Annotated in this window: 24 protein-coding genes; 14 read left to right on the top strand and 10 right to left on the bottom strand. The window is 36.0% G+C overall.

The window, feature by feature from the left end; translation table 11 throughout:
* Positions 1-182: 182 nt before the first annotated feature.
* Both H9N25_RS07525 and H9N25_RS07520 read left to right on the top strand, forming a co-directional pair.
* Entirely contained in the window at positions 183-2,156 is a 1,974-nt protein-coding gene (locus H9N25_RS07525; protein ID WP_190328463.1) for a DUF3857 domain-containing protein, read from the top strand.
* Positions 2,157-4,064: a DUF3857 domain-containing protein gene (locus tag H9N25_RS07520; protein ID WP_190328462.1), complete on the top strand. Its 1,908-nt coding sequence runs from the start codon at positions 2,157-2,159 to the stop codon at positions 4,062-4,064. It begins immediately after the preceding gene.
* Here the strand turns inward: H9N25_RS07520 and H9N25_RS24940 are convergent.
* Positions 4,048-4,170, bottom strand: coding sequence for a hypothetical protein (locus H9N25_RS24940; RefSeq protein WP_255524603.1), 123 nt, complete (start codon positions 4,168-4,170; stop codon positions 4,048-4,050). The two genes, H9N25_RS07520 and H9N25_RS24940, sit on opposite strands and share 17 nt — an antisense overlap.
* Before the next feature lie 291 nt (positions 4,171-4,461).
* Here H9N25_RS24940 and H9N25_RS07515 point away from each other — a divergent pair, with 291 nt between their 5' ends.
* Entirely contained in the window at positions 4,462-5,247 is a 786-nt protein-coding gene (locus H9N25_RS07515; protein ID WP_190328461.1) for a murein L,D-transpeptidase catalytic domain family protein, read from the top strand.
* On the opposite strand, the gene H9N25_RS07510 is transcribed toward H9N25_RS07515, so the two are convergent.
* The gene (locus H9N25_RS07510; RefSeq protein WP_190328460.1) at positions 5,244-5,687 is read right to left on the bottom strand and encodes a hypothetical protein; all 444 of its coding nucleotides are present in this window, start codon (positions 5,685-5,687) and stop codon (positions 5,244-5,246) included. The genes H9N25_RS07515 and H9N25_RS07510 overlap by 4 nt on opposite strands.
* A 203-nt stretch (positions 5,688-5,890) precedes the next feature.
* Here H9N25_RS07510 and H9N25_RS07505 point away from each other — a divergent pair, with 203 nt between their 5' ends.
* Complete coding sequence (locus tag H9N25_RS07505; protein ID WP_190328459.1) at positions 5,891-7,744, top strand: DNA topoisomerase 3; 1,854 nt, start codon at positions 5,891-5,893, stop codon at positions 7,742-7,744.
* 53 nt (positions 7,745-7,797) lie between these two features.
* Here H9N25_RS07505 and H9N25_RS07500 read toward each other — a convergent pair whose 3' ends face one another.
* From H9N25_RS07500 to H9N25_RS07485, 4 genes are all read right to left on the bottom strand, one after another.
* Positions 7,798-9,711 (bottom strand): AAA domain-containing protein, encoded by a 1,914-nt coding sequence (locus H9N25_RS07500; RefSeq protein WP_190328458.1) that lies wholly within the window; start codon positions 9,709-9,711, stop codon positions 7,798-7,800.
* Positions 9,712-9,798: 87 nt separating this feature from the next.
* Positions 9,799-10,182, bottom strand: a complete 384-nt coding sequence (locus H9N25_RS07495; protein WP_167294091.1) for a DUF3037 domain-containing protein — start codon at positions 10,180-10,182, stop codon at positions 9,799-9,801.
* Entirely contained in the window at positions 10,160-10,951 is a 792-nt protein-coding gene (locus tag H9N25_RS07490) for a HipA family kinase (protein ID WP_190328457.1), read from the bottom strand. Before H9N25_RS07490 ends, H9N25_RS07495 begins: the two co-directional genes overlap by 23 nt.
* Before the next feature lie 282 nt (positions 10,952-11,233).
* Complete coding sequence (locus H9N25_RS07485) at positions 11,234-11,422, bottom strand: hypothetical protein (protein WP_167294090.1); 189 nt, start codon at positions 11,420-11,422, stop codon at positions 11,234-11,236.
* Positions 11,423-11,534: 112 nt separating this feature from the next.
* On the opposite strand from H9N25_RS07485, the gene H9N25_RS07480 reads away from it, so the two are divergent.
* Together H9N25_RS07480 and H9N25_RS07475 are read left to right on the top strand one after the other, a co-directional pair.
* Positions 11,535-11,915, top strand: coding sequence for a hypothetical protein (locus tag H9N25_RS07480; protein WP_167294089.1), 381 nt, complete (start codon positions 11,535-11,537; stop codon positions 11,913-11,915).
* A 51-nt stretch (positions 11,916-11,966) separates the two neighbouring features.
* Positions 11,967-12,173 carry a KTSC domain-containing protein gene (locus H9N25_RS07475; RefSeq protein ID WP_190328456.1) on the top strand — a complete coding sequence of 69 codons (207 nt, stop codon included), beginning with the start codon at positions 11,967-11,969 and terminating at the stop codon, positions 12,171-12,173.
* A gap of 279 nt (positions 12,174-12,452) precedes the next feature.
* On the opposite strand, the gene idi is transcribed toward H9N25_RS07475, so the two are convergent.
* The 4 genes from idi to H9N25_RS07455 form a co-directional block, all read right to left on the bottom strand.
* A complete protein-coding gene (idi, locus tag H9N25_RS07470) occupies positions 12,453-12,995 on the bottom strand; it encodes an isopentenyl-diphosphate Delta-isomerase (RefSeq protein WP_167294087.1) in 543 nt (180 codons plus the stop codon).
* Entirely contained in the window at positions 12,996-13,832 is an 837-nt protein-coding gene (locus H9N25_RS07465; protein ID WP_190328455.1) for a phytoene/squalene synthase family protein, read from the bottom strand. It abuts the gene before it with no gap.
* Positions 13,816-14,721 (bottom strand): MerR family transcriptional regulator, encoded by a 906-nt coding sequence (locus H9N25_RS07460; RefSeq protein WP_190328454.1) that lies wholly within the window; start codon positions 14,719-14,721, stop codon positions 13,816-13,818. The genes H9N25_RS07465 and H9N25_RS07460 overlap by 17 nt, the downstream gene beginning before the upstream one ends.
* A gap of 189 nt (positions 14,722-14,910) precedes the next feature.
* Positions 14,911-15,186: a hypothetical protein gene (locus H9N25_RS07455; protein ID WP_167294084.1), complete on the bottom strand. Its 276-nt coding sequence runs from the start codon at positions 15,184-15,186 to the stop codon at positions 14,911-14,913.
* Between the two features lie 289 nt (positions 15,187-15,475).
* Here H9N25_RS07455 and H9N25_RS07450 point away from each other — a divergent pair, with 289 nt between their 5' ends.
* The 8 genes from H9N25_RS07450 to H9N25_RS07415 all read left to right on the top strand — a co-directional run bounded on the left by H9N25_RS07450 (position 15,476) and on the right by H9N25_RS07415 (position 21,719).
* The gene (locus H9N25_RS07450; RefSeq protein ID WP_167294083.1) at positions 15,476-16,216 is read left to right on the top strand and encodes a LytR/AlgR family response regulator transcription factor; all 741 of its coding nucleotides are present in this window, start codon (positions 15,476-15,478) and stop codon (positions 16,214-16,216) included.
* Positions 16,217-16,482: 266 nt separating this feature from the next.
* A complete protein-coding gene (locus tag H9N25_RS07445) occupies positions 16,483-17,391 on the top strand; it encodes a sensor histidine kinase (protein ID WP_190328453.1) in 909 nt (302 codons plus the stop codon).
* Positions 17,392-17,552: 161 nt separating this feature from the next.
* Complete coding sequence (locus H9N25_RS07440) at positions 17,553-18,311, top strand: LytR/AlgR family response regulator transcription factor (protein ID WP_167294081.1); 759 nt, start codon at positions 17,553-17,555, stop codon at positions 18,309-18,311.
* A 127-nt stretch (positions 18,312-18,438) separates the two neighbouring features.
* Positions 18,439-18,792, top strand: coding sequence for a response regulator (locus H9N25_RS07435; protein WP_223833755.1), 354 nt, complete (start codon positions 18,439-18,441; stop codon positions 18,790-18,792).
* 10 nt (positions 18,793-18,802) lie between these two features.
* Positions 18,803-19,429 (top strand): autotransporter outer membrane beta-barrel domain-containing protein, encoded by a 627-nt coding sequence (locus H9N25_RS07430; protein WP_190328451.1) that lies wholly within the window; start codon positions 18,803-18,805, stop codon positions 19,427-19,429.
* A 127-nt stretch (positions 19,430-19,556) separates the two neighbouring features.
* Positions 19,557-20,930: an exonuclease domain-containing protein gene (locus H9N25_RS07425; protein ID WP_190328450.1), complete on the top strand. Its 1,374-nt coding sequence runs from the start codon at positions 19,557-19,559 to the stop codon at positions 20,928-20,930.
* A gap of 16 nt (positions 20,931-20,946) precedes the next feature.
* The gene (locus tag H9N25_RS07420; protein ID WP_190328449.1) at positions 20,947-21,285 is read left to right on the top strand and encodes an MmcQ/YjbR family DNA-binding protein; all 339 of its coding nucleotides are present in this window, start codon (positions 20,947-20,949) and stop codon (positions 21,283-21,285) included.
* 116 nt (positions 21,286-21,401) lie between these two features.
* Positions 21,402-21,719: an ArsR/SmtB family transcription factor gene (locus H9N25_RS07415; protein ID WP_167294076.1), complete on the top strand. Its 318-nt coding sequence runs from the start codon at positions 21,402-21,404 to the stop codon at positions 21,717-21,719.
* Positions 21,720-21,721 lie beyond the last annotated feature (2 nt).

The raw sequence follows: 21,721 nt of genomic DNA, 5'->3' as shown, positions 1-21,721 counted from the left end.
TCTTATGATGTGAGATTGGCGACATTAGATTTGAATCGGAATGTCAAATTCTTTTTTTCAAAAGTGCTAAAAAGGTTTCATTAGTTCTGTAAAACAGCTTTATTAATTTATAAATTTAATTGTCAAATTATTTTAAAATGTTAGTTTGTAGGATTAAATTGCGACAATTTACATACGCTCAAATGAATAAAACGTTAGCCATATTATCCCTCCTATTTTTATCATTAACTACTCATGCTCAAGACTTTAAATTTGGCGCAATTACCTATGACGATTACCAATTCGACAGAAAAAAATTAGACAGTAATGCCAATGCTATTGTTTTAAAAGAATTTGGTACAGCATCTATTCAACGAGATGATAATACAGGTAGTTTAGAACTGATTTTTGAGCATCATGTAAAAATCAAAATCTATAATAAAGAAGGCTTTAAGGAAGCGAATATTATTATTCCAACCTATAAAGACGAATCTCGGGAAGAAACAATCGATGATTTAAAAGCTTCTACTTTTAATTATATCAACAATAACTTTGTAGAAACAGTTATGGATAAAAAAGCGATTTTCACCGAAAACCGGTCAAAATATACCAGACTGACCAAATTTACGCTTCCAAATCTCAAAGAAGGCGCTGTAATAGAATATAGTTATAGGTTAAAATCGCCCAACTTATTTAATTTCAAAACGTGGGAATTTCAAAGCAACATTCCAAAAGTGATTAGTGAGTATTTAGTTTATATTCCGGGCATTTACAATTATAATGTTTCGTTACGTGGATTTCAAAAGCTTACCGACCAAAAAGTAGAACTGAGTAAAGAATGTTTAAGGCTTTCGGGTGTAGCTATCGATTGCTCCAAAATCAACTACATGATGAAAGATATTCCGGCATTTATTGAGGAAGATAACATGACTGCACCGAGTAACTTCAAATCGGCCATCTATTTTGAACTTTCTGATGTTCAGAATTTAAATGGTGCTAAAACATCTTATACCAAAACCTGGAAAGATATTGATTATGAGCTGTCGTCTTATAAAACATTGGGCGATCAGATGAAAAGGAAAGATGTTTTTAAAGACCTCATTCCGGAAATTACAAAAGGAAGCACAACAGATTTAGACAAAGCAAGATCTATTTATAATTACATCAAAAAACAGATCAAATGGAATAATTATTACGGAAAATATTCAGAAGACAACATTAAAAAGGCACTAGAAAATAGATCTGGTAATGTGGCCGATGTTAACCTAAGCTTAATTGCAGCGCTTTCTGCAGCTGGTTTAGATGCAGAGGCTGTTATACTCTCTACCCGCGATAATGGCACTGTAAATAAGCTCTACCCGGTAATGAGTGATTTTAATTACTTGGTTGCCAAAGTAAATATTGCCGATAAAAGTTATTTATTGGATGCTACAGAACCACTTCTACCCTTCGGATTGTTACCGTTACGCTGTATTAACGACCAAGGAAGGGTAATCAATTTAAAAAAACCATCTTACTGGATCGATTTAAAAGCCAGCCAAAAAAATACGACCAGTTATATCCTGACCGGAAAAATGACCACTGATGGAAAAATTATCGGCACTTTAACTACCAATACCATGGGTTATGCAGCATACGGTAAACGCAAAGAAATTCTTCGATACAATTCTCCGGATGAGTACGTAGAGAAACTCGATGAGCGCTTAACCAGGATTAAGATATTGGATCATCAAATTTCAAATTTGGATAGTATAGAAAATTCTTTAATAGAAAAATACGAGGTAGAGTTTACAATAAACGATGGCACCAATAAGGATCAGTTTTATTTTAGTCCGTTTTTTATTAATAACATTTCGAAAAACCCATTTAATTTAAACGAGCGTACCTACCCTGTTGATTTAGGTGCAGCGTCCGACGAGCGTATCATCATCAATGTACTTTTACCCGAAAAATACCAATTGCTGGAAAAACCGAAAGATATGGCCATTGCTTTGCCTAATGCGGGTGGAAAGTACCTGTTGCAAACTAGTTTAAATGAAAATACCATTTCAATGAGTCAGATTTTACAATTTAATAATGCTATTTATCCGCCAGAAGAATATCTTTATTTAAAGGAATTCTATAGTAAGATCATCCAGAACCAAAAGACAGAATTTTTATTAAAAAAGGCGAATTAAATGAGACGCTTATTCACCGTTGTTTCTTGGTTTTTAGTTTCAGTTTCTGCCTTTGCGCAAAATAACTATGATGTCGATTTAATTTCAGCTAACCTGCGCAACCGGGCCAATGCATGTATCCGTAATGAGGAAACAACCATTGATATGCGCTCCCCTGACAATGTGATGCTCAATGTAAAAAAGGCCATTACAGTTTTTAATCAAAATGGAGAAGATGAGGCCCGTTTGGTAATCTACTACGATAAAAACATTTCAATTAAAAGCATAAAGGGAGAAGTTTACAATAGTGTAGGTAAACTGATCAATAAATTCTCTCAAAATGATTTTGCCGATGTGAGCGCTGCCGATGGATTTTCGCTTTTTGTTGATAGCCGCGTAAAACATTATCTACCCTCGGTAAACCAATATCCTTACACCTTGGTTTATAATTACGAAATCAGAAATAAACAAAACCTGATCATCCCCGATTGGAACCCGAAACCAGCAGATGATGTCTCGGTGGAAAAAAGTACTTATACCTTTATTTGTAAACCTACCGATCAGGTGAGGATAAAAAGCCAGAATTACAAGGGCGCTCCTGAAGTACTAACTGATGAAAAGCAGAAAAAAACCATATGGAAAGTCGACAATATTTTAGCGGTTAGAACTGAGCCTTACAGCCCTGCACACCAAACTTATGCCACTAACATCCAGATAGCTCCCCAGGAATTTTATTATTACAACCATAAAGGTAATTATACCAATTGGCAAGAATTGGGCAAATGGATATACGACGATTTGTTAGCAGAACGCAAAGCCTTGCCAACCAGCACTATTGAAATGGTTAAAGATCTGGTAAAAAATGAAAAAACAGATAAGGAGAAAGCCAGAAAAATCTATCAGTACCTACAGGATAAAACACGGTATATTAGCGTCCAGATCGGTATTGGTGGTTTTCAGCCCATTGCAGCCAGCGAAGTAGACCGATTGGGCTATGGCGACTGTAAAGCCTTGGTAAACTATATGCAAAGCCTGCTCAGTGCAGCAAATATAGATTCTTATTACTGTGTAGTATCAGCTGGTTCTGAAAAGAAAAGTATGGATCCAAAATACGCCAGTATGGTGCAAGGCAACCATATTATCCTGTGTATGCCGTTAAAGGGTGATACAACCTGGTTAGAATGCACCAGCCAAAAAATCCCATTTGGTTTTTTAAGCGATTTTACTGATGATAGACTGGTTCTGGCCTGCACTGCCGATGGCGGAAAACTATTACATACACCAAAACTAACAACTGCTGAGAACCTGCAGATACGTAAGGCCAATTTAACTCTTCAGTTAGACGGCAGTGTATCTGGAAAAATGAATACCGTTTATGCTGGTTCACAATATGAAAATCAGGAATCCTTGATTGGTAAATCAATAACCGAGCAGCATAAATTATTAAAAGAAACATATAATATCGATAATATCAATTTTGAAGCGGTTTCCTTCGCTCAAAAAAAAGACATTAATCCTAAATTAATCGAAGATATAACTGTAAACATCAGAAATTATGCACCAGTTAACGGGAATAAGATGTTTTTACAGCTCAATGCTTTTAACGTAAAACGATCAATCCCCGAAATAAAAAACAGAACACTACCAGTTTACATTAACCGTGGTTATACCGATGAAGATACAATTATTTATACCCTTCCAGATAATGTAAATTCAGAATTAATTATCGGGCAAAATAAAACTTTTAAAAGTGTATTTGGCGAGTACACTTGTAAAACAAGTTTAGAAGGGAACAAATTAACCTATCACCGAAAATTTGTTTTAAATGACGGTACGTTCCCAGCAGAACAATACTCCGAATTTTCTAAATTTATAAACGACGTAAACTCAGCAGATTATCTAAAATTAGCCCTTAGCTTAAAAAAATAATCCCGAGGCCAATGCCGATAATCATGATCAGGTACATCAAAATTTCTGTTGAGGCAAATTTCTTATATTTGGTCCAGAAAGAATAATCATTTTCGTCGTTTGGCATTTTATCTAATTTTTGTGACAAAAATAGACAAATAGATTTAAAGAAAAATCGATAATTTGTGATCACAAATTAAAATCAATATGGCTGATTATATTTAAGAGGCTTGTTGCATTCATAGACCTATTGCAAAATAATTAAGTTGCCTGTTTTAATTCACAAAGGCTATATTATTCTGTTTTAAGTCACGGGAGTGTAAAACCAACAGCATATCCGAAGTCAATAATACGATTTGGGCAACATCTGGGCTAAACAACCGTATAAATAACTCAATATCAAATCAAACCATACTGAATGAAGAAATACATCCTGGACATTGCTACGATTTTTTTAGTGGGTATGAGCATTGTCGGAACAAGTTGGAAAGCGATAGATCGCCCCCAAACACAACAAGATACGATTAAAAACATAGCAGCAGACAGTCTATACAATCAATACATCTTAAATATATATCACGAAGTTCATTTAGATTCTGCAGGATTAAATGAACGGGTTTTCGAAAAGGCATTAACTGGGTTTTATAACATGAAATATTCTGGTTTATTACATGCCAAGCCTATTTTAACAATTGCAGATTTCGATCAGGAAAGCACTAAAAAACGGCTGTATATAATCGATATAGCCAATAAAAAGCTACTCTTAAATACTTGGGTAGCACATGGACAAAACAGTGGTGGCGATAAACCCTCATCATTCTCGAATAATATAAACTCAAACAAGAGCAGTTTGGGCTTCTATTTAACCGGCGAAATTTATAATGGTAAACATGGTCGTTCGCTTAAATTGGATGGCATGGACCAAGGTTTTAACAGCAATGCCAGAGAAAGATCAATTGTGGTTCATGGAGCAAGTTATGTAAGTCAGAAAAGTATAGATGAATTGGGTAGACTGGGCAGAAGCCAGGGTTGCCCTGCCGTTCCAGCTAAGTTGGCAGATCAAGTGATCAATACCATTTCAGATCGGACGGTGCTATTTATCAATAATTCAGAGCAGCAATACAGTTCATCATTTTTAAATGAAACACTGGCTGCAAGTGTCGTATTAAATCAGGAACAGATTTTGGCAGCACAAATGGATTAATGGCGCTTAATATTTTTCGCGTTTAGGTTTTTAGGTAAGATCCAGATAAAGATTGATTTGCTACTGGCCAGTAAATCCCAAACCCAACGGTTACTATCTACCTCTTTTTCGCCGCAATCTACAACTTCGGCACGTTTAAGCAGTTTTTTAACCAAAGCCTGAATCCATTTTATCCGTACAATGCGATTGAAAGATAGTCCCAGATAATCGCAGTACACATGTACCAGAATTTCTACCATAAGCGAAGCGTTAGAAATAGCCAGTTCTTTGCCAAAATGCTGTTCATAATCGGCTTTAATTGTATTTACCATCAGCTCAAACCTTGCCTCTGCTTTTCCATCAAGATAAGCCCAAAGTTGGGCATTACTATATACGCGGATTAATTGCGGTTCGAGTCCTACTTTAATTTTATTGCCTTCCAGTTCATAAATTTTATCCATTCATTAAAAATCAGGTGTAGCCATTAGATAGAGAGATTACCGAATTGTTAATCAATCCGATATAAAAATTCCAGATACAAATGATGGACAAAGTTATCTGATAATTGTTTGCCAAAACGAATGTTAAGTAGCATTGTGAGTAATTTTTTTAATCGGTTGCCAATATTTTAATCATCTTTGGGGTTGAAAAGATAAGCCCATTCATGAAGATTGTAATTGCAGAAAAGCCCTCTGTTGGTCGTGAACTTGCTAAAGTTTTCGGAGCAACCACCAGAAAAGATGGATACATTGAAGGTAAAGGATATTCTTTTACCTGGGCATTCGGGCATTTATTACAATTGGCTCCACCTCAGGATTATGGCTTTATCGGCTGGAGGAAGCAACATTTACCCATGCTGCCGCAAAAGTTTAAACTTGCTGTCAGAAAGATTAAAACAAAAGATGGTTTTGTAGAAGATCCGGCTGTGCGCAAACAATTAGACACCATAAAAAAACTTTTTGATGAGGCGAGCGAAATTATTGTGGCAACGGATGCGGGGCGTGAGGGTGAATTAATTTTCAGGTACATTTATTATTACCTGAAATGCAAAAAACCATTTAAACGCCTCTGGATCTCCTCACAAACAGATGAAGCTATAAAAGATGGATTCAGAAACTTAAAACCCGGAACAGATTACGATACTTTGTTCAATTCGGCCCATTGCCGTTCAGAATCAGATTGGCTGGTGGGAATGAACGCCACACAGGCTCTCAGTATTTCGGCAGGTAACAGAACAGTTCTTTCGTTAGGTCGCGTACAAACACCTACCCTGGCCATGATCTGTGCCCGTTTTTTGGAGATTAAAAATTTCGTTCCTCAAACCTATTATCAGATCAGTATTTTACTTTCTAAAGATGAACAGGTTTTTAAAGCTATATCAACCGCTAATTATAAAGAAAAGGAAGAGGTAGAAAAGTTATTTGCACTTGTTGAGGACGTGGCTTCTGGCTTTCCAACGGGCGGGAACATCACAGCTGTAGAAGCTAAACCAAGAAAAGAACCGCCTCCGTTATTGCATGACTTAAGCAGTTTGCAGCAAGAAGCCAATAAGAAAAAAGGGTACACTGCCGATCAAACACTTAACATCTTGCAGAACCTATACGAGAGTAAATTGGTTTCTTATCCCCGTACCGGATCGCGCTATATTGGTGATGATATTTTTGCTGGCGTTCCAGATTTGATTGCAAAATTTACCGATCATGCTGATTTTGGAAAACAAGCGCAGTTTTTGCAAACCATTACTTTAAATAAGCGAAGTGTTAACGCTAAAAAAGTAACCGATCACCATGCGGTTTTACCTACCGGCGAACAGGCTTATGGATTGAGCCCGGATAAACAAGCCGTGTATGATATGGTTGTTGGGCGAATGATTGAGGCATTTCACCAAGAATGTATTAAGGAGTTAACCAAAATAACCATTCAATCGGGAGTTACTTTTGTGGCCAATGGAACGGTAATCCGCTCTGCAGGCTGGCGTGCTGTTTTTAACGACCCTGAAGACGATAAAAAAGATGAAGACAACGCAGCTCTACCAAAGGTTGCGGTTGGAGAACAATTACCTATAACAGAAAAATCTCTTTTAGAAAAACAAACTAAACCTAAGCCAATGTACAACGAGGCTTCGCTATTAAAAGCACTCGAAACCTGTGGTAAAGAGATTGAAGACGAAGAATTACGTTATGCCATGAAAGATAGCGGTTTAGGTACACCAGCAACACGTGCATCCATTATCGAAACCTTAATTACCAGGGAATATATTACAAGAGAAAAGCGGAGTCTTGTACCTACCAATAAAGGTTTGGCTGTTTACGAAGTGGTTAAGGATAAACAGATTGCGCAGGCTGAACTTACCGGACAGTGGGAAAAAAGATTGGAAGAAATCCGTTCGGGTTCATCAGTAAAAGATTTTAAATCCGAAATTACAGAATATACTAAAACCATTACGCACGAACTATTAATTGCAGGGGCAAGTATATCGGGTAAGCTTGAAGAAGAAAAGAAACTGGAAAAAGTTTAGCATCAACTTGCGTCATATAATGTGAAGCAGATATAAAAAGCAACCATTTGTGGTTACAACTCCATAAATTCCCAGGCGCTGTGGTAGGCATTCAATTGTTCTGCATACTGGATAAATTCAGCATAAAAATTAGATTTCGATAATGTAGCGCTATCGCCAATAACAACCAGCTTTTTCCTTGCCCTAGTCATGGCCACATTCATTCTCCTCGTATCCGATAAAAACCCGATACTTCCATCCCCATTACTCCTGGTGAGGCTAATATATACCACATCGCGTTCCTGACCTTGAAAGCTATCAATGGTATTTACTGCAATTTTATTGCGATAAGGTGTTAAAATTTCATTTTCCTGAACTAGGGCATTTAAGATCTGAACCTGCTGTTTATATGGCGAAACAATAGCAATAGATGGAAAGCTTTCTGTTAAGGTTTGATCTGCCAAACAAGCAACCAAATGCGTTAAATGTTTGACCAAAAATGCAGCTTCATCAGGATTGGTTGTACTGGTCCCGTCTAATTTTTCGTCGAAACTACAGCCTGCCGTATCGATAAATTGAATCGGTTGATCGCTAGTAAACAATAAATGATCGGCAACAGAATCATGGGCCTGCAGCTCATTTTTATAAAATACCCGAGATGAGTAACCCATAATATCTTTATTCATTCTGTATTGCTCTTTTAACAACACAACCGACTCTGGATGAAGATTTACCGTTTTCTCCAGTAAAGTATTACTTAACCCATTTCTTGCTGCTTCATTTGATTTTATGGTTGGCGAAAGTTGAAAATGATCACCAGCCAATATTACTTTCTGCGCTTTTAAAATCGGTATCCAGCAAGCTGGTTCCAAAGCCTGGCCCGCCTCATCAATTACAATGGTATTATATTTTAAATTCCTAACAGTATAGTGGTTGGCTCCTACTAAGGTGGCGGTAATAATCTGTGCTTTGGTAAACAGATTATCCATAATGTACTGCTCCGTTTTTTCTACTTCCTTTCCAATTTTATGCGCTTCATCAAACAAGGCCTTACGTTGCTCGCGTTCTGCTTTACCAAAACTTCGCTTGTATTTGTGGGCCATATTTTTATATTCACTGGCCTGTTTTTTTAAAGCTTTAATCGTTTTCATCTCCGGATGATCCGCCATTTGATGATCAAGAGTCGCCGCAAGCAACTTTTCAGAAACCCTTGCTGGGTTACCCACACGGATTACTTTTAGCCCTTCGGCAGCTAACTTCTCCGTAAGTAAATCAACAGCGGTATTACTCGGTGCCACCACCAGGATTTTTTGATCGCTGTGCTTAACTAACGATTTTATAGCGTGCACAAGCGTTGTTGTTTTTCCGGTGCCTGGAGGACCATGAACCACAGCCAGGTCATCAGCCGCTATAATTTTATTCACTGCTAATTGCTGTGAATCGTTTAGTGTATTGGGAATGATAAATTTCTCTTCACCTTGAAATGATGGTTTTTCTCCTTTTGTTAAAATACGGATCAGTTTATTTTCTGATTCATTTTCAGCTAAATACGAGGCCTGCTTAAGCGCATTCTGCATCTCATCATAGCTGTTATTATCAAAAAGTAAATCTACGCCGAGTTTACCGTCTCTTGTCCAATCGGGCAATTCATCAATACGGAAGCTGATTTTCATCCTGCTACCACTTTGATGGTTTATGATTCCCTCTACGCGGTCTTCTTTGGCATCGTGATTGGAAAATAATACCACGGCAGAACCAAAACGGAACTGATGAGAAAAATCCTGGTGGGTAGTCCTTTCTAACTCTACCGTTAAATAATCGCCACGGCCTATTTCAGTATTCCTGATGGCAATCGGGTACCAGGTTAAACCCAATGCCCTCCTATCGGCAGCTGAAGTATTTTCAGTAAGTTTTAAGTACGATTGTAAATCTTCGTTGCGCTCGGTATCGAGCAGATCTTGAAGTTTTTTAAAATATTCTTTTGGCAAAGTTAGGTGGTTAATTGTTGTATTGCTTGATTGTTAAATTGATGGAGTGTTTAAAGTAAATCAAACGCTATGCGCCTGCAAATAGCGCTACAAAACGAGCTCTTGGTGCAACCTCAACATAGTCTCTTCGGCATCATCACAAAAACCAGGGTGTACTTTTGAGCATTGCACTACAGTACTTCTTGTTGCTGTAAGCCACCTAAACCGAGAAGCCTGATCGTATTGACCAATGGGACCAGATCCTTTTGCGGCCGTACTTATTCTTTCAAAAGCGCATAAGTTTTCTTTTAACTCAGCTAAATCTACTTCAGTAGAAAAAGCCTTTATTCTTTTCTCATCCAGTGCAAAAACACTTTTTAAAAACTTTTGCTTGGCGCAAAACAAAATAATGCCCACATTAATAAATTCCTCACGTTCTACCCTGGGCATTACGCGAATCACAGCGTACTCAAATAAGAATTTCCCTTGCATGCTGCGCTTCTTTTAAAAATATAGTTGAATGAGTTAACCTGGTAGTAAGGAAATGTGTATAGGCATTGCGGTGCTCCGTTTTGCTATCAAAGTTTGTTTCGCTTTCCAGCCAGTCATCAGGAATTAAATTAATTACCGCTGCTATCTTTTCGGGACTGAGTAATCTGCTGAATTCTTCATTTACACTTTCCAGTTCAGAGGCCCATGGCAATAATACATGGTCTTTCACCAAAAAGAAAGGTTTAACAGCCTGCTCTTCCCAATTTTGCCAGGAATGATGAAAATATAATGCAGCACCATGATCTATTAACCAAAGTTCTTTATGCCACAGTAACATATTGGTATTTCTGCAGGTACGGTCCATATTGGTTAAAAAACAATCAAGCCATACAATCTGCGACGCAAGTTTAGCATCTACAGTAGTTACTGTTGGATCGAATGTTATCGCCCCTGATAAATAATGTAGTGCCAAATTTAAACCTACGCTGGCTTTTAGCAGATCTTGAATTTCTTCATCGGGCTCTGTTCTCCCAAAAGCTTCATCCAAATTGGCAAAAACCAACTCGGGTACACGTAAACCTAAATATCGGGCTATTTCACCACCGATTAGCTCGGCAATTAAAGCCCGGGTGCCCTGTCCTGCTCCTCTAAATTTCAGTACATATAAAAAGTTATCATCAGCCTCTGCAATGGCGGGCATAGAGCCACCTTCGCGCAAAGGCGTAACATATCTGGTTACATTTACCGTTCTAAGTTGTAAATCGTTCATATCTGCAGCTGGAATGGCCGTTTATTTTATTTAGGCACAATTCCAAACTTGCTGCAAATTTAGCAGAATTCCAACAATAAATTGGTCCAATTTAGTCTTAAGGGTAAATGTAATCAAATTGGTTGGAGCATTTCTTGCCACGGAAACACAGAATGGATTGTACGATGGGACAGTAAACTGACATAGTACCGACCATAGTGAAATGCATCGGGCAGAAACGGGCGGGACTACCCTAACTGCTTTCCAAATAACAATAGTGTTTTATTGCTAATGATAACTCAACTAATCGTGCCCCAAATAAGCATTTCCGGCAGGAGTCATAGATGATGACCATTGTACCGAATCGCGGTTAATTTTAATTAGGCCCATACTTTCTAATTCTTCGTACTCTTCTTCCATCCCACCTAAAACCGAAGAACTAACCTGTTGATTGATTACCTCAAGTAGAGATATGATTTCTGATCTTTCCATAAAACAAATAATTACCTATACTTTAACTAACATAAATATAATCAAAATGTTTATTGCTTACTTAAACATTTTCAAGGCTTTAAGGTTGTACTTATACCAGAATTTGATTAAAATGGAAGTACATATTTATTATCTCTTCATTATGGCACTGCCAGTAGCCTGTATTGCATGGACTGTTACAAAAGAGGAAATATTTAGAGAGGCGCGCGAATTCTGTATTGACCGTTCGAAGAATTGTAATAAGCTGGTTAAACGTAAGTTTTTCTATGTTTTCACTTGCGAATATTGTTTCAGCCATTATGTAACCGCACTGCTGCTTTTCATTACCAAATTTACTTTAATTTATCCAGACTGGCGTGGTTACATTATTTCTTTCTTTTCCGTGGTGTGGATTGCTAATGTTTACATGAGTTTGTACAATATCATCAGGATTGATCTTAAAAAAGAAAAGATTAAGGTAGCCAGAGAAGAATCGGAACTAAAAAATGATTAAAACTATTTTTAGGCAGCAGGTGTTTTTTTTTAAGACACAAACTTGAAGATTATGCCATCATCGGTAATTAAATATTTCAGTTATGATGTAGCAGCTAAAGTATTGAAAATCATTTTCGTAACCAATATGATTTACCTGTACAAAAATGTTCCTGAAAAGATGTATAAGATGTTAAAGGCTTCCGGATCGAAAGGAAGATACTTTAACCGATACATTAAAGATAAATTTGAATTCCAGAAACTAGAGGAAGACAAATAAGCTCGCTCCATCAACTTTTGCCATCGAAAAACAACTTGATAAACATAAAACTGTAACAAATATCATAAAACGATATGATTGAGAAAAAAAATATTCTTGGTGTTTATTTCTGTCAAAACACATAAATACCTATATACTAATATCTTAATTTAAAGACCAACATAACCTCAAAGTTCAAACTATAATCTTAAAGTAAAAGAAATGTTAAACTTTTAGGAATTTTCTAAACAAGTCCTATATTTGTCCTCGAGAGCGTTAATTTAGATACGGGTATACGGCTTAGGCTGTATGCCCGTTTTTTGTTCTAGCGGTTGATGCATGCATAACAACCTTATCTAAACAGATTCTTAACCACGGCGTATAGGCACCCGGATTAACTGCAATATCCTGCGCCAACGTTTCCAAATCCATATACTTAAAGGTTTCTACTTCATCAGGATTGATAACAGGTAATTTATCACTCATACCAAAAAAAACATGGTCTATCTCGTGTTCCGTTAAGCCATCTTCAAATATTGCTTTATAGGTAAATTTAAAGAGATAATTTAATTCGCACTCCATCCCCATTTCTTCCATTAACCTCCTTTTAGCTGCGTGGATATTACTTTCTCCAATCCGAGGATGGCTGCAGCAGGTATTTGTCCATAAGCCCCCCGAATGATATTTGCTTATTGCTCTTTGTTGCAGTAATAATTCTCGCTTGGAATTAAAAATGAAAACAGAAAAAGCACGGTGTAATATACCCTTTTCGTGTGCTTCCATTTTATCCATCTGCCCTTTCGGCACATCCTCCTGATCAACCAGAATAACTTGCTCTTCCATTTAAATTACATTTAACTTATTGCGGATAATCGAATCAAACATTAAACCAATTTTATGGGTGTTCGAAATTCTTATCCGTTCAGTCATAATTTTTTCAGCACTTAAGCGCTTTATCTTTGTGAATAATTTTTTATAATAGATATAGGACAAATATACGCCATTTCTGGAAGCTGTAGGCAATAGCTTAATACCGGCTAAAGCAATATCAAATTCTGCCTCGATTTCTGCTTCTATTTCTTTTTTTTGACGATCGCAGAACAAGGCCAAATTAACATTCGGAAAATAGTTTCGGCTAAGTATTTGATGATCAGCCTTAACATCTCTCAAAAAATTAACCTTTTGAAATACGGCGCCTAATTTCATGGCATAGGGCTTCAATTGCTCGTAATCTGCATCGTTACCGTGGGTAAAAACTCTTAAGCACATCAATCCTACTACTTCTGCAGAGCCTAAAATATATTCGTTGTAAAGTTCGGAAGTATATTTTTGTATTGAAAGATCCATTTCCATGCTGCGAAGAAAAAGAACAATCAGTTCCTGATCTATCCGATATTTATTTACAACTTTCTGAAATGAATTTAAAATAGGGTTTAAACTAATGCCCAACTTAATAGCTTCGAAAGTATCCTCCTTAAATTTCTCTAATAAAAATTTCTTGTTATAATGATGAAAGCTATCCACAATTTCGTCCGCTAAACGTACAAACCCGTAAATAGCGTGTATAGGTTGGCGTAGTTCTTTTCCAAGAAAATAAATACCATAAGAAAAGCTGGTACTATACAACTTAGTGGTAAGCCGGCTACAATCGGCAGATAGTTGATCAAAAATTTCTTTCATGTAAAACAGGGTAATGTATTATTTTTTCAAATTCATCAAGCGTTTTAATCCAGTTGATGTGATCGATGTTGTTTAGTTTACCGATAACCTGGCTATTTCCGGCAAGATGGATTTTAGTGGATGAACATATTTCAGACAATTGATCGATATATTTTTGGGCTGCAGCCGCCAGTCTCGATTTTATCATAAAAAGCAAAACATGACCTACATTCAATGTGGAAAATATGCGCTTAATTGAATCCAATGGAACTTTGCTACCTAAAAAAATAACCTGATGATGATGCATCCTCAGCATATAACTGGCAAAAAGCAGCCCAATATCATGATCCTCATCCTCTGGTAAAAAAAGCAGCCAGCTTTTGTCTGAATGCCTTGTTGGTGGAAGATTATCGATATGCGTAAATATTTTTTGACGGATAATATTTGATAAAAAATGCTCGTGAGCCGGACAAATATCGTCTTTTCGCCACATTAATCCCAAACGGACCAGCAATGGATACATAATTTTCCGGTAACAGTCAGAAAGGCCCAACTGATCAATGCCCTGATCAATTAACTGATTAAAAGAGCGCTCATCAAAAGCCAAACCATGCCTAATCAGTTGAGAAACATAATAATCTGCCTGCTCATCATCAGCGGGATAAGAAAACTGCTGATCAAGAAGTTTATCAATCGCCTCATCTGAGAGACGGCAAAGTTTAGAAATTTTTAAACCACTTTTATTTAAACTTACAATGTTTAATAGTCTTCTAAGCTGTTTATCATCATATAAACGGGTATTGCCTTGAGATCGCATCGGACTCAGCGCATTGTACCTTTGCTCCCAGATCCTAATGGTATGAGAACGAATGCCAGAAAGCTGTTCAAGATCTGAAATAGCGTAAGTCATTATTTTTGTTTAAATATATCTAATAAAATCTAAACAAAAAGAAGAAAGAAAAGTTTTTGCCAAGATCAACAAAATGTAACGTCGATATTGATAGTTTAATTTAGACCATGTAAATAAATGATCCTATTAAAATACAGTAAACCTGAACCGTAGAACACGATTAAATTAGAAGAGTATAAAGTTGGTTAGTTAAAATATCTTTTCGGTAAGTAATACTCCCCGTTCTCCATTCCCAGTTTCTATGGTATGCACATGTTTGTACGAATGACTGAAGAAGTCGTAGCCATGTTCTCTCTCTTTAATAGCTACCGTACTCACCGGATAATTTAAGTTAGTTTGCATGCACTGCAAACTTCCGTTAGCCAACAGAAGAAAATCACAGTCGTAACCTTGTTCTTGCAGCTCAATAACCTTTTTTGTAATAGACACGTTTAATCTGTTGGTGGTGCGGATTCTATTTTTCATGGGGTATTGTTTTAGATAATTAATGATAATTATTATGCTTATTAAATATATCTATTAATAACTACGTTTCCAAATACAATATATTGTTATACAAGCAATTAAATCAATTTGTTTTGTTTATTTATAAAAATCTACATTCCAGATTTTTACTCAGTCATGTTTCTTGCATAAAAAAAACATATGCGTATCATATTTACTACAAAAACGGACCAAACATCGTTACAGGACTAAAATAATTTCCATATATAAAAAGCATGCTATAATTTCGCATTACCTTAAAACACGTCTAATGAAATTAACATGTATCGTAATTGATGACGAGATTCACGCCGTCAACGGTATAAAATCATACATCAACAATCTCACAAATATTCATTTAATAAAATCCTATACAGATCCTTTACAGGCATTAAACGAAATTACAGCTGGAGATCATGTTGATATTGTTTTTATAGATGTTGATATGCCTATGATATCGGGCTTAGAATTATCAAAAGCAATTAGACATAAAACAGATAAATTAATATTTACCACCTCCCACTCTAAATACGCTTACGAGGCTTTTGAAATGTATGCTAGTGCTTATTTATTAAAACCATACACTTTTGCCCGTTTTGCTGAAACCATAAATAGATTATTCCCACATAGCCCTAGTGTACCAAACCTAACAGTTAAGCAAGATGATGATTATTTTTTTGTCAGGAATAAAAGCGAAAAAAACAACTTAATTAAAGTAAGGTACACCGATATTGTAGCCGTAGAAAGTCTTCAAAACTATGTACGCATTTTTACCTTAAACGAAACGATTGTATCATACATTGCGCTATCAGAGATAAAAATCATTTTAAAAGACTATCAGAATTTTGCCCAGGCACATCGCTCATTTATCATAGCCAAGAATTATATTGAAAAGGTAGAGGGCAATACCTTAAAAATGATTAATAATCTAACTATTAATGTAGGAAATAGTTATCGTGAAAGTATACACGACTATATTAAGGAGAAAACAATTAAAACAAACCGATCTTAAACTAATTTTTTAGTATTTTAGTTATCAAAAGAAGCAAACTACCAAAGTTTCTTTGTTAACCCTATGTAGCCGCTCCCAAATTAACTTGCTCGATGAACTTAATAAATAGGAAAAATAAATTTCACAAAATTCTAAGCTGGATATCAGATAAAAGACTCCACATTTTATGTTGGACCATATTTATATTTTACGAGGCTGTTATCATTGGTATTTTTATAGGGAAATTTCAACCAATCAGTAATTACATTATTTTTTATAGTTTCAACGTGGCAACCTTTTATTTTCATGCCCACGTTGTATTGCCGTCTGCATTAAAAACGCTAAGTGGCCGATGGTGGAGATTGCCATTATTTATCTTACTGGAGCTGGTTGCGTACCTGATATTAATTGTAATTTTAGATTATATCGTTATCAACTACACATCCTATAGTGGCCCGTTTAAGATTGAGTTCACAGCATCGTTTTTTGCTGGTCCAATTTATCGTGCTATCTATTTTATGAGTTTCTCTACCAGTTATTATTTTCTGCTTAATTTCCTGGAAGAGCGAAAAAAAATCGAAGATTTAGAAAAGCAACGTTTAAATAACATCATTCAAATCGCAAAATCAGAGAATGCTTTTCTAAAAGCCCAGATACAACCTCATTTGTTATTTAATACCCTGGATTTTATTTACCAAAATGCCAAAGATTCTTCTCCGGTTGCAGCAGAGGCCATTCATTCTCTTGCAGAGATGATGCGCTATTCGGTTGATAGCAATAAGGATAAAGAATTTATTTTGCTTGACGAGGAAATTAATCAGGTAGAAAACCTCATTAACTTACACCAACTCCGTAAAGATCACCATATACAGCTCCGTTTTTGGTACGATGACGAAATACGCAGCACTAAAATCATTCCTTTAGTATTAACCACTTTGGTAGAAAACATGTTTAAGCATGGCGAACTGCTTACACCATCACATCCTGCCGAAGTGAGTTTGAGAATCGAAAATAATCAACTTATAATAGAAACTTCAAACTTAATAAAAGCAGTTAAAGATAACTCAGGTTTAAGTTCTGGCATGGAAAACATAAAAAAGCGTTTAGCCTACACCTATGGCAAAAATGCCAAATTTGATTACTTTGCTGATTCAAACCAGTACTTCAAAGTAACGCTAGTTATTAAAATTAGATGAGAAAGCCATTTTAATAATTTTAGCCAAAAACTTCAAATCACACAATAATCTCTAAAAAAAGCTGAATTTCCTTGCCGAATACATAAAAATCCGTTTCGAATGTATTTTTTTTTCATTTTATTGGTTGAAATTGTAATTTGCATTAACTAAACCTATAAAAAATGTCAATAAATTGTATTGTTATTGATGATGATCCTCATTCCCTAGAGAGCTTGATAGCGTATATGGACAAGCTGCCTGATTTAAAGCTTATCCAAACTTTTACTGAACCGCTCCAAGCCCTAGCAGAAATATCGGTATCTAACCCTGTCGACATTATTTTTATGGATATCGAAATGCCTTCGCTTTCCGGCATTGAACTGGCGAGCCTGTTACGGCAAAAAACAAAACACCTGGTTTTTACTACCGCACACCCAAGATATGCCATCGATGCCTTTAAGGTTGACGCGGATGCTTATTTGCTTAAGCCCTACTCTATTTTACATTTTGCAAAAGCGATAAACAATCTTTACCCAACTGGAAAAAAAACACAACATCCTTTTTCTATTTTCGACGATCATTTCTTTTACATCCCGTTACAAGGAGAAAATAGCGACCTGGTAAGAATAGATCTGAATGAGTTGATTGCGGTTGAAGAAATGGGAGAAGATATTCAGTTTAAAACCACAAAAAATGCTTTTTTAAGCCCGAAATCTAATTTTATCAAGACCTTGAAAATGCTAAAAGAACATTCTGCATTTATTCAGGTTAACCCTACTGTTTTTATAGCAAAACAGCACATCAAGAGCGTGCTTGGTAATAAAATACTGCTTTCTGGTGAAACATCCTTTACAGTTTCAGGTACATATATAGAACTTTTCGCAAATTTTATTAAAAACAATTTGCTGCAGGAAAAACCACACCCAGGTACTGCCATGTAGTCTTTTATCGCTCAACATCTGCTTTTCCAATCCATTTTAACCCATAATCAAAACATTACACCTAAAACTTTGTATTTAGGATAGTCTATTTATTATTAAATTAATTGATTTATCTGTTTTGAAAAGAGTGTTGATTGTGGATGATGATCCAGATGTATTAGAAGTTTTCCAGGATGTATTAGAAACTAAACATTATAAAGTTTATCCGCTACTATCGCCAAGATATATTTTTAAAACGATAAAAGATTTTAATCCAGATCTGATTATTCTAGATATTATGTTGAATGGAATGGATGGGCGTGCTGTGTTTAAAGAGTTAAGGTTAAATCCTGAAACAACACAAATACCCATTATTATGGCATCGGCCAGGTATGATGAAAATTATATCACATCGCAGAAATATCATCCCAACGATTATTTAGAAAAACCTTTTAACATGGCAGATTTACTGCAAAAAGTAGATGCTTTAATCGAAAATTAAAAAATCAGATATGAAATTAAAATTATTAATACCTCTTTTATTGCTATTTACAATGGTATCAATCAAAGTAAAAGCACAAAGCAGACCAGATAAACTCTATTCGATGAGTGGAATTGGCTTTGCATTCCCAATGGGCGAAACTTCGGATTATTTTAAACCAAAATTTTCAACATCATTAGGTTTAAATTTAGGTTTGGGTGATGGTGGTTTGTTCTTATACCCTAAAGCAAGTTTACATGCTTTTACTTTTAACCAGATAACGCCAGATGCGGGCTACACCTATACTTTACAAAAAGGCAGGGCAACCACCTACTTGTTAAATGTTGCTTTAGGATACCGTAAAATTGTAAGCAAATGGGCTTTTTATGGTTTTGCAGGTGCTGGTGGCGGTTTTATTCTTACGCCTCAGGCTAGCGTTAATACCACAACCCTGCAGGTTACCCAAAATAATAAATCAAATGGTTTGGGGATTGCCGAAGGTGGGGCCGGTATTGAATATAATATTGGAGGTGCCAATTTATTTGTCGAGGCGAGTTACATGTATGGCTTTAGTAAAATCCAGAACAGGGCTTTTAACACTGTACCGATTTCTATAGGCATCAAACCTAATTTAAGCAAGCTACTAAGTAAACTTTAAATATTTACATACAAAATACCAGAGCGGTTACGTTAAATACATAACCGCTTTTTTTATGCTAAAGAAATAATCAAAATTATTTTCATACTAATTATTTTAGCATAAATTTGTATTTCAAATTAATTTAATGTTATACGCAGTTGTAGATATCGAAACCACTGGTGGTCATGCCTCAGCAAATGGTATTACCGAGGTTGCCATTAACATCCATGATGGCAATGAAATAGTTGAATCTTACACTACCCTAATTAATCCGAAGCAGCCTATACCCGCTTACATTACGGCGCTTACAGGTATTGACGATAACATGTTGTTGGATGCCCCGACATTTGATGATGTTGCTTTACAGATTTATCAGTTACTAAACGATAAGGTTTTTGTAGCGCACAATGTAAACTTCGATTATTCCTTTTTGAAGCATCATTTGGCAGCTGCAGGATATGATCTGCAATGTAAAAAGCTGTGTACGGTAAGGTTGAGCAGAAAACTAATTCCTGGCAAATCTTCATATAGTTTAGGAAAACTTTGTACAGCCTTGCAGATCCCGATTCAAAACCGACACCGGGCAGCGGGAGATGCAGATGCAACAAGTATCCTATTCAATTTATTGCTAGAATACGATCAGGGAGGCATCATAGCAGAAATGCTGAAGAAAACATCAAAAGAACAGGTTTTACCACCTCACTTAGACAAAGCATCTATTTTAAGGTTACCCAACCGACCTGGCGTATATTATTTTAAGGATAGTAAGGGTAAAATTATATATGTTGGAAAAGCAAAAGACCTTAAAAAACGTGTAACCAGTCACTTTACCGGTAATACACCCAACCGGCAGCGGCAGGATTTTTTACGTACTATTCATCATGTAGACCATGTAATTTGCGGTACCGAACTGATGGCCTTAATTTTAGAAGCCAATGAAATTAAACGCCTTTGGCCAGAAAATAACCGGGCAATGAAACGCTATGAGCATAAATATGATTTATATGTTTTTGAAGATCAAAATGGTTATTTACGTTTAGCGATAGATAAGCATAAAAAGAACAATAACGCCCTGCAAAGTTTTAATAGCCTATTAGAAGGTTATAATTTTTTAAATCAACTGGTTGATAAGTATCAGCTTTGTGCAAAACTCTGTTATTTGCAAAAAACAGCAACCAAATGTTATGCTCATGAAAATGGCCAATGTTTCGGTGCATGCAGTGGAATAGAAACTGTAGCCGTTTATAACAAAAAGCTAAATGCGGCATTAAGTGACGTTCGAAACCAACAGCCAAGTTTTGCTTTGGTAGATGAAGGCAGAAAAGAGGAAGAATTTAGCTGCCTGGTTGTTGAAAACGGAAAATTTTATGGCATGGGCTACTTTACCGATAAGAATTATCTTGCTGAAGGTATGGCATCAATTAAAAATGATTTGTCTACATACCAATCAAACAGTTACATCTTAAATCTTATTTTAAGCCATGCAGAACAATTTCCGCAGAAATTGTATAAATTGTAATTATTAATTACACGCCATGGATTCATCAATTTTTATAGCACATTGCCTGTCTTTTGATGAAGCTGTAGAATTACCACATTTCGAAAAAACTTCTTTCCGGGTAAATAAAAAGATCTTTGCCACACTAAATCTTGAGAAAAAACATGCAACATTCAAATTATCAGCAATTGATCAGTCTGTTTTCTGTGATTTTGATCCAAGCAGAATATGGCCTGCTACCGGGGCCTGGGGTAAACAAGGCTGGACTATTTTTGAAATAACAGATCTTGCTGATGAAATGCTTATCGATGCACTTACTCTTTCCTATTGTAACGTGGCTCCGTCAAAATTGGCAGCAAAATATAGGAGGGATTGATCTTATTTATCCCCCAGTTACTTACCTCGAATAGCTTAATATAAAATGCAATAAAAATTTGCGTAAGTAATTGCTTACGCTTATATTTGTAAGCGATTACTTACGCAATTAATTTTATGAGAAGAGATGTGTTTCAGGCCATTGCCGATCCTACCCGAAGAGAAATTATCAATCTGATTGCTCATCGCACTTTAAACCTAAACGCCATAGCCGAAAATTTCGATATGAGCCGCCCTGCCATTTCACAGCATATTAAACTTTTAACAGAATGCGGTTTAGTAGAAATTACGCAACAAGGCCGTGACCGTTACTGTAACATACAATTTCAAAAACTTGCAGAAGTATCTAAATGGGTAGAACAATACCGTACCTTTTGGACAAGTAAATTAGATGCTTTAGAAATACATTTATCAAAAGATACTAAATCAAAATAAAG

The sequence above is a fragment of the Pedobacter riviphilus genome (assembly GCF_014692875.1).
Lineage (GTDB): Bacteria > Bacteroidota > Bacteroidia > Sphingobacteriales > Sphingobacteriaceae > Pedobacter > Pedobacter riviphilus.
The sequence above is the reverse complement of the archived record's forward strand: the minus strand, read 5'-3'. Positions and strand labels throughout refer to the sequence as shown.